This is a genomic window from Amycolatopsis palatopharyngis (assembly GCF_003385185.1).
Lineage (GTDB): Bacteria > Actinomycetota > Actinomycetes > Mycobacteriales > Pseudonocardiaceae > Amycolatopsis > Amycolatopsis palatopharyngis.
The window spans coordinates 1-7,520 of record NZ_PQHZ01000101.1 but is presented as its reverse complement, the minus strand read 5'-3'; the positions used below and the strand labels follow the sequence as shown (position 1 = coordinate 7,520).

The 7,520-nt window shown below is 67.0% G+C and carries 6 protein-coding genes; 3 read left to right on the top strand and 3 right to left on the bottom strand.

The genetic code is table 11. The features are described from left to right. Both D0C15_RS33455 and D0C15_RS33450 read left to right on the top strand, forming a co-directional pair. On the top strand, positions 1-409 hold a 409-nt coding region (locus D0C15_RS33455), incomplete at its 5' end, for a lipoyl synthase (RefSeq protein WP_483964190.1). 136 nt (positions 410-545) lie between these two features. After that, entirely contained in the window at positions 546-1,223 is a 678-nt protein-coding gene (locus D0C15_RS33450; RefSeq protein ID WP_116052046.1) for a DedA family protein, read from the top strand. Between the two features lie 201 nt (positions 1,224-1,424). On the opposite strand, the gene D0C15_RS33445 is transcribed toward D0C15_RS33450, so the two are convergent. Further along, positions 1,425-3,359, bottom strand: coding sequence for an acyl-CoA dehydrogenase family protein (locus tag D0C15_RS33445; RefSeq protein ID WP_116052045.1), 1,935 nt, complete (start codon positions 3,357-3,359; stop codon positions 1,425-1,427). 244 nt (positions 3,360-3,603) lie between these two features. Between D0C15_RS33445 and D0C15_RS33440 the strand changes: the two genes are divergently transcribed. Beyond that, positions 3,604-4,356, top strand: a complete 753-nt coding sequence (locus tag D0C15_RS33440; RefSeq protein ID WP_116052044.1) for an SIR2 family NAD-dependent protein deacylase — start codon at positions 3,604-3,606, stop codon at positions 4,354-4,356. A gap of 358 nt (positions 4,357-4,714) precedes the next feature. Here D0C15_RS33440 and D0C15_RS33435 read toward each other — a convergent pair whose 3' ends face one another. Next, positions 4,715-6,121: an MFS transporter gene (locus tag D0C15_RS33435; RefSeq protein ID WP_116052043.1), complete on the bottom strand. Its 1,407-nt coding sequence runs from the start codon at positions 6,119-6,121 to the stop codon at positions 4,715-4,717. Positions 6,122-6,273: 152 nt separating this feature from the next. Further along, positions 6,274-7,520, bottom strand: a 1,247-nt coding sequence (locus D0C15_RS33430) for a helix-hairpin-helix domain-containing protein (protein ID WP_342768625.1), incomplete at its 5' end; no start/stop codon positions are given.

The following is a 7,520-nucleotide window of genomic DNA, read 5'->3' as shown; positions in this document are numbered from 1 at the left end:
GTTGCGGGTGTTGACGGCGGCGCGTGAGGCGGGGTTGGTGACGAAGTCGAACCTGATCCTGGGGATGGGTGAGACGCCCGACGAGGTCGGGGACGCGATGCGGGATCTGTTCGACGCGGGGTGTGAGATTTTGACGATCACCCAGTATTTGCGGCCGTCGCCGCGGCATCATCCGGTGGATCGGTGGGTGAAGCCGGAGGAGTTCGTGGAGCATTCCCAGCATGCTGAGCGGATCGGGTTCGCCGGTGTCATGGCCGGGCCGCTGGTCCGGTCCTCCTACCGCGCCGGGCGGCTCTACGCCCAAACCAAACACCACCGCGGTGAGACACTGCCCGACAACCTCACCCACCTCCTCAACCACACCACCCCCGCCAGCCAAGAAGCCAGCAGTCTGCTGAGCCGCCAGTAGGGGACTTGTCCTACGCAAGTCCGGGTGAACCCCTGACGAAAGTCAACGGTGTGACGGCTACTGTCAGCGATACCGTGTGGTTATCAGGTCGGCAGTTCGGGCCGGCCAGGAAACCGAAGATCAAGGGGACAGCTTCGTGGCGTTGGTAACCGACTTTCTCGAGTGGCTACAGGGCCTGCCTCCGGCCGGGGTGACGGCCGGGGCGGGCCTGCTGGTCCTCGGCGAATGCACGCTGGGGCTCGGGTTCATCGCGCCAGGTGAGACCGGACTGTTCATTCTCGGTACCACCGCCACCTCGGTCCCGAAGTTCCTGATCATGTGGCTGGTCACGACGCTCGCCGCCATCGCAGGTGACTCAATCGGGTACTACCTCGGCAAGCGATTCGGCCCTCGCATCCGGCAGACCAAGATGGTCCAGCGCCACGGTGCCGACGGTTGGGACAAGGCGACGGACTTCCTGCGCAGGCGCGGATCGATCGCCGTGCTTGTGGCGATCTTCCTTCCGGTGATGCGCACGCTGATCCCGGCCGCCGCGGGCGCGTCGGGACTCGCCTTCCGTAAGTTCCTGCCCGCCGTCGCCATCGGCGCCACCGGGTGGACCGCCCTGCACATCGGCATCGGCGCGGCGGCAGGCGAAGCCGCGATGCGTGTCGAGGGCGCGATCGGCAAGGGCAGCTGGGTGGTTCTGGGCGTGATCGTGGCGGTGGCCGTGGTCGTCATCCTGCGCAACCGCAAGAAGGCAGCCGCAGCGGAGACCACGACGGCCGCCGACGACACGAACACCGCCGAGCCCGGCAAAGCCCCCCACAACTAGCCCCAGGCAGCCGCAACTCCCAGCCCACCCAGGTTGGAGCGTCTGCAAGTACGCCCAAGCAAGATCAACTTCGTCTTTTTCTACAGCCAAGTGCGTTGAGCGGGGGCGCGACTTGGTAGCGGTTGACGACGAGTTCGATCTTGCTTGGTGGTACTTGCAGACGCTCCTACCCCGTGGGGAGGCGACGGGAACGCCGTGGCCTTATCGGGTTGAGGGCAGGTACCTTCGCGACACGTTCTCCTGGTCGGACTTCCCTGCCCGCCAGTCGGCGATCCACGGGCCGGTGCCCTCGCTCGGGTCGAGGACGCCCTGCTCCAGCCAGGTGTAACGGCCGTCGAGCGTCTGCCCGGCAATCCGGTGGTCGACGTCGTCGGTGTTCGTCCACAGTGTCTCGAACAGATGCTCCACCCGCAGCCGCGCCTGCTGACAGAACGCGTCCGCGAGCTCGAACGCCGTCTCTCCCTGCTGGGCGTCCTCGGAGCGCTGCATCTCCGCGCGCACACAGGACGCGGACATCGCGAACAGCTCCGCACCGATGTCGACGATGCGCGACAGGAAACCCTGGCGCTTCTCCAATCCGGCCTGCCAGCGCGCCATTCCGTAGAACGTGGAGCGGGCCAGCTTTCGCGCGGTGCGCTCGACGAAGCGCAGATGCGTGGCGAGACCGCCGAACTCGCTGTACGACGTCGGCACCTGACCCTTGCCCGCCACCAGCTGTGGCAACCACTTCGCGTAGAAGCCGCTGGCCTGAGCCGCGGCCTTGGCCTTGCTCTTCAGGTCGGCGTCCGCGTCGGCGAGGTCACCCGCCGCGGCGAGGTGCGCGTCCACGGCTTCCCTGGCGATCAGCAGGTGCATGATCTCGGTGGAACCCTCGAAGATGCGGTTGATCCGCAGGTCACGCACCATCTGCTCGACCGGAGCGGCCCGCTCCCCACGCGCCGCCAGTGACGCTGCGGTCTCGTAGCCACGGCCGCCGCGGATCTGCATCAGCTCGTCCGCGATGACGCAGGACATCTCGCTGGACCACAGCTTCGCCAGCGCCGCCTCGATCCGGATGTCGTTACGACCCTCGTCGCTCATGTGACCGGACAGATCGAGCACGCTCTCCAGGGCATAGGTGGTCGCCGCGATGAAGCTGATCTTGTTCTCCACCGCACCGTGCTTACCGACCGGCCTACCCCACTGGACCCGCTCCGCCGACCACTCCCTGGCGATCTTGAGGCACCACTTTCCCGCTCCCGCGCACATCGCCGGAATCGAGAGGCGTCCGGTGTTGAGTGTGGCGAGCGCGATCTTGAGCCCGTCGCCCTCGCGTCCGACGACGTTCTCCTTCGGCACGCGCACCTTGTGGAACCTGGTGACCCCGTTCTCGATACCGCGCAGGCCCATGAACTCGTTGCGCCGCTCGACCGTGATGCCCGGCGAGTCTGCCTCGACGATGAACGCCGTGACCCCGCCCCTGCGCCCCTCCGACTTCGGCACCCTGGCCATCACCACGACGAGTTCCGCGACGACACCATTGGTCGTCCACAACTTCACGCCGTCCAGCTCATAGGCCGCACCGTCCTCGGTCGGTATGGCCGAGGTGGCGAGACGGGCCGGGTCGGAGCCGACGTCGGGTTCGGTCAGCAGGAACGCGGTGACCGCGCCCTTGGCGCAGCGAGGCAGGAACTTCTCCTTCTGCTCCGGGGTGCCAGCCAGCTTCAACGGCTCGGGCACACCGATGGACTGGTGAGCGGACAGCAGCACACCCAGCGTCGAGTGCACCGAGCCGACCAGCATCAGCGCCCGGTTGTAGGCGACCTGGGTCAGCCCGAGTCCGCCGTACTCCTGCGGGATCTTGATTCCGAAACAGCCGAGTTCGGCGAGTCCCTTGACGTACTCGTCCGGGATCCGGGCCTCCCGCTCGATGACCGTGCCGTCGAGGCCCTCGCAGTACTCGCGCAATTGGGCCAGGAAGGTCTCCGCCCTGCCTGCGGATTCCGGGTCGGGCCTGGGATGGGGATGCACCAGGTCGAGCCGGAACCGGCCGAGGTAGAGCTCCTTGGCGAACGACGGTTTCTGCCAGCCACTCTCCCGCGCCTGCTCGGCGACCTCTCTGGCTTCCTTCTCCGTCACCTTCGGCTGCTCCACCACAGCACACCTCCTGATCGGATCGCTCAGCGGCAAGTCAAGATAGTGTGACCAGTGTTACCCATCGGTAGGATTTAGGAAACCCACAGCCGGCCCAAACTCGCGCCCACCTGCCGAACCGAGCGAAGTTCCCCAATGTGGCATTCGGGACGTTCAGGTTCCCCAATGCGGCATTGGGGACGTTGGAGTTCCCCAAAGCCACATTGGGGAACACCCACACCCGCGCACCGTGAGGCACCATCGGGGGATGGACTCAGGTGCGGAGCTAGGGCGGGCGGGGGAGCTGGTGGCCGGAGCACGGCGGCTGGTGGCCATGACCGGCGCCGGAATCTCCACCGACTCCGGTATCCCCGACTTTCGCGGGCCCAACGGGCTGTGGACGCGCGACCCCGCCGCCGAGCGCATGTCCAACTTCCGCGACTACGTGTCGAGCAGGGAGGTTCGGGAGCTGACCTGGCAGGCCAGGATCGAGCATCCTGGCTGGGCCGCCGTCCCGAACGCGGCGCACCACGCACTCGCCGAACTGGAGCGCCGGGGGATTCTGCGCGCGATCGTCACGCAGAACATCGACCGCCTGCAGCAGAAGGCCGGCTCCGATCCGGATCTGGTACTCGAACTGCACGGCAACATGTTCGAAAGCGTGTGCCTCGACTGCGCGGACCGCAGGGACATGCGCGAGGCACTGGCGAGAGTGCGCGCGGGCGAGACGGATCCACCCTGCGCCGACTGCGGAGGCATCCTCAAGTCGGCCACCGTCTCCTTCGGACAATCGTTGGACAGAGCACTGCTCGACAGGGCGGCTTCGGCCGTGCGGGAGTGCGACGTGCTGGTGGTCGCGGGGAGTTCGCTCACCGTGCAGCCCGCGGCCGGACTGGTCGGCCTCGCCGCGAACGCGGGCGCACGGGTGCTCGTCTGCAACGCCGCGCCGACGCCCTACGACGACGCCGCCGAGGTTGTACTGCGCGGTCCGCTCGGCGAGACACTGCCCGCGCTGCTGTGAGCGCCGGCCGCCGAACCCCTGGCACGGCGAGAAAATGAGGCCGCGCTGTACCAAGGTGGGCTCGGGCGCCGGCGACACCGAGCCCACCTAGGCAGGCGCCCCCGAACGGTGACCAGCGGCTGTGGTCACACCCCTCAGCACGTCACCGATCGATCCCCCGCGGCCGTCGATAACGCTCCGCTGAGACGTAACCGTCCGTGTTCATCCCACTGGGTTCTGAAACACTCTGGTTCAACTCGATCCAGGAGCCGCTCCCCAGACTCCACGCCGAGTGGCCACTCTTGGTAGCTGTTTTCCCATTACGAAGGCAGGTTCAGCCTTCCATAGTCGCTCTCTGTAGCGCTACTACTTTCCGTGACTAGCCACCCGAATGGAGCAGCAACTGTGACTCACGGTCATCGTTCGCGCGCGAAGCGGTGGGCCGGCCCCGTCCCGCCCAGAGTTGAGCGATCGCGATCCCCAGTGCGATGACCGTGAATCCCACGGAGCAGTACATCGCCACGGCGAGCGCGACGGTGAACTCGCCGGAGGACACGGTGACCGCATGGAAAACCGACGCGAGCACCACCGTCCCCAGCGCGGTACCGATTCGCTGTCCGGTCTGCAACGCTCCCCCGGCGACACCGGCCATTCGCGTCGGCACGCCGCCAAGGGTGAGGGTCGTGTTCGGCGAGATCACCATGCCGCCGCCGACACCCGCCACCAGCAGGGGCAGCACGGTCGCCAGGCCGATCTCGTCGTCCGGCACCGCCCCGGCCAGCACCGCCACCACGGACAACCCGAGCGCGACCAGTACGAGCCCCGCGACCGTGAGCCAGTGACCCCAATGATGTACGAGTCGTCCCGCGATCGCCGCGGACACGGCGGATCCGAGCGCGAACGGCGTCACCGCGAGCCCCGACTCCAGCGGCGTGTAGCCAAGGGCCTGCTGAAAGAACAGGGCGAAGACCAGCCAGATCCCGGCGAAGCCGCAGAAGTACACCGTGCCGATCGCCGCCCCGCCCGCGTACCCAGGAGTACTGGTGATGAGCCGGGTGTCGAGCAGGGGCGGCCTGCCTCTGCGCACCGTCCGATGCTCCCACCCGACGAACAGTGCGCCGAGGACCACCGCGACGCCGAAGAGCCCCCACAGCGTGCGCAACCCGCCCTGTTCGGATTCCACCAGCGGCAACAGCACACAGAGCACAGCACCGCCGAGCAGCAGCATCCCGGGGATGTCGATCTCCGGGCGGACGGGTCCCTTTCGGGGATTCGAGGGCAGCAGGCGGGCGGCCAGCACCAGTGCGAGGATGCCGATCGGCACGTTCACGAAGAACACCCAGCGCCAACCCGACGACTCGCCGAACGCCGCCAGGATCACCCCGCCGAGCACCGGGCCGATGGCGGTGGAGATGCCGACAGTGGCTCCGAACAGGCCGAATGCCTTACCGCGTTCGGGGCCTCGGAAGAGATCCTGGATCAGTCCGGTGTTCTGCGGCGTGAGCAGGCCGGCCGAGACACCCTGCGCGAGCCGGGCCAGCACCAGTGTCGTCTCGGTGGGAGCGGCGCCGGCCATCGCGCTGGTCACGACGAACGCGCTCAACGCGATCAGGAACATCCGGCGGCGGCCGAGCACATCACCCAGCCGGCCACCGGAGACGAGGACGAGGCCGAACGTCAGCGCGTAGCCCGACACGACCCATTGGATCCCGCCGGCGGTCGCGTTCAGACCATCCTGAATGGACGGTAGGGCCACGTTCACGATGCTGACGTCGAGCAGCCCCATGAATCCGGCCGTCAGCGTGACGGCAAGGATCCGCCATCGGCGCGGGTCGGGCTCGTAGGCCGCTGAGCTTGTTTGAGAACTCGGGTCCGCGATCGACAGATCACTTTGACCTGGCGATCCACCGTTCCCAGACGCACTCTCCGGCACGCCGGTCACCCTCCGGCGGTGATACCCGGGATCCCCTTGAGCTCACCCATCAGCATCGAGCTGACCTTGACCGGGTAGTCGTACAGGGCGAAGATCGTCTGCCGTCGCTTGCCGACGAGCTTGAGATGTACTGGAGTCTCACCACGATGGGCCTGCAGTGTCTGCTTGAGTTCGCTCACCACACCCTGGTCGATACGTTCCGCCGCGGCGAGCAGCATCAGGGGCGGCTCGTCCTCGCCGAGTTCGGCCGAACTGAGGTCGAGGGGGACGAGACCGCCACCGAAGACCGACATCTTGTCCTCGCGCCAGTTGACCCTGCCCTTGACCAGCACCGCGTTGTCCTCGGCCAGATCGGCGGAGAACATCGCGTAGGCCTTCGGGAAGAACAGCACCTCGAGGGAGGCGTCCAGGTCCTCCACCGTGCAGATCGCCCACGGCTCGCCCTTCTTGTTGACCCGCCGGTCGAGCGAGGTGATCAGCCCGGAGATGATGAGCTCGCCCTCCTTCGGTGGATCGGCGAGGATGGCCGCGATGGGCTTCGGCGCGTGCTTGCGCAGGATGCGCTCCGCACCGTCCAGCGGGTGCGCGGAGACGTAGAGTCCCAGCATCTCCCGCTCGTAGCCGAGCAGCTGCTTGCGCGGATACTCCTCGTCCCCGAACTTCAGGTGCGCCAGCGGAGACGAGGCGTCGGAAGTCAGTTCGTCGTCCCCGCTGGGTCCGAGCGGGTCACCCGCGCCCGGGCTGAAAAGGTCGAACTGCCCCATCGCCTGCTGCCGCTTGAGCGGCACCACCGCTTCCACGGCGTCCTCGTGGACCTGCACCATCGACAGCCGCGTGTTGCCGAGCGAATCGAAGGCGCCGGCCTTGATCAGCGACTCGATCACCCGCTTGTTACAGGCCACCAGCTCGGACTTGTCCAGGAAGTCGGTGAACGAGGAGTACTTGCCCTTCTCCGCACGCGTCTTGATGATCGAGTCGACGACGTTCGCGCCGACGTTGCGCACCGCGCCCATACCGAACCGGATGTCGTCGCCGACCGCGGCGAAACGCAACGCCGACTCGTTGACGTCCGGCGGCAGCACCTTGATACCCAGCCTGCGACATTCGGACAGGTAGATCGCCGACTTGTCCTTGTTGTCGCCCACCGAGGTGAGCAGCGCGGCCATGTACTCGGCCTTGTAGTTCGCCTTGAGGTACGCGGTCCAGTACGAGATCAGGCCGTAGGCGGCGGCGTGGCTCTTGTTGAACGCGT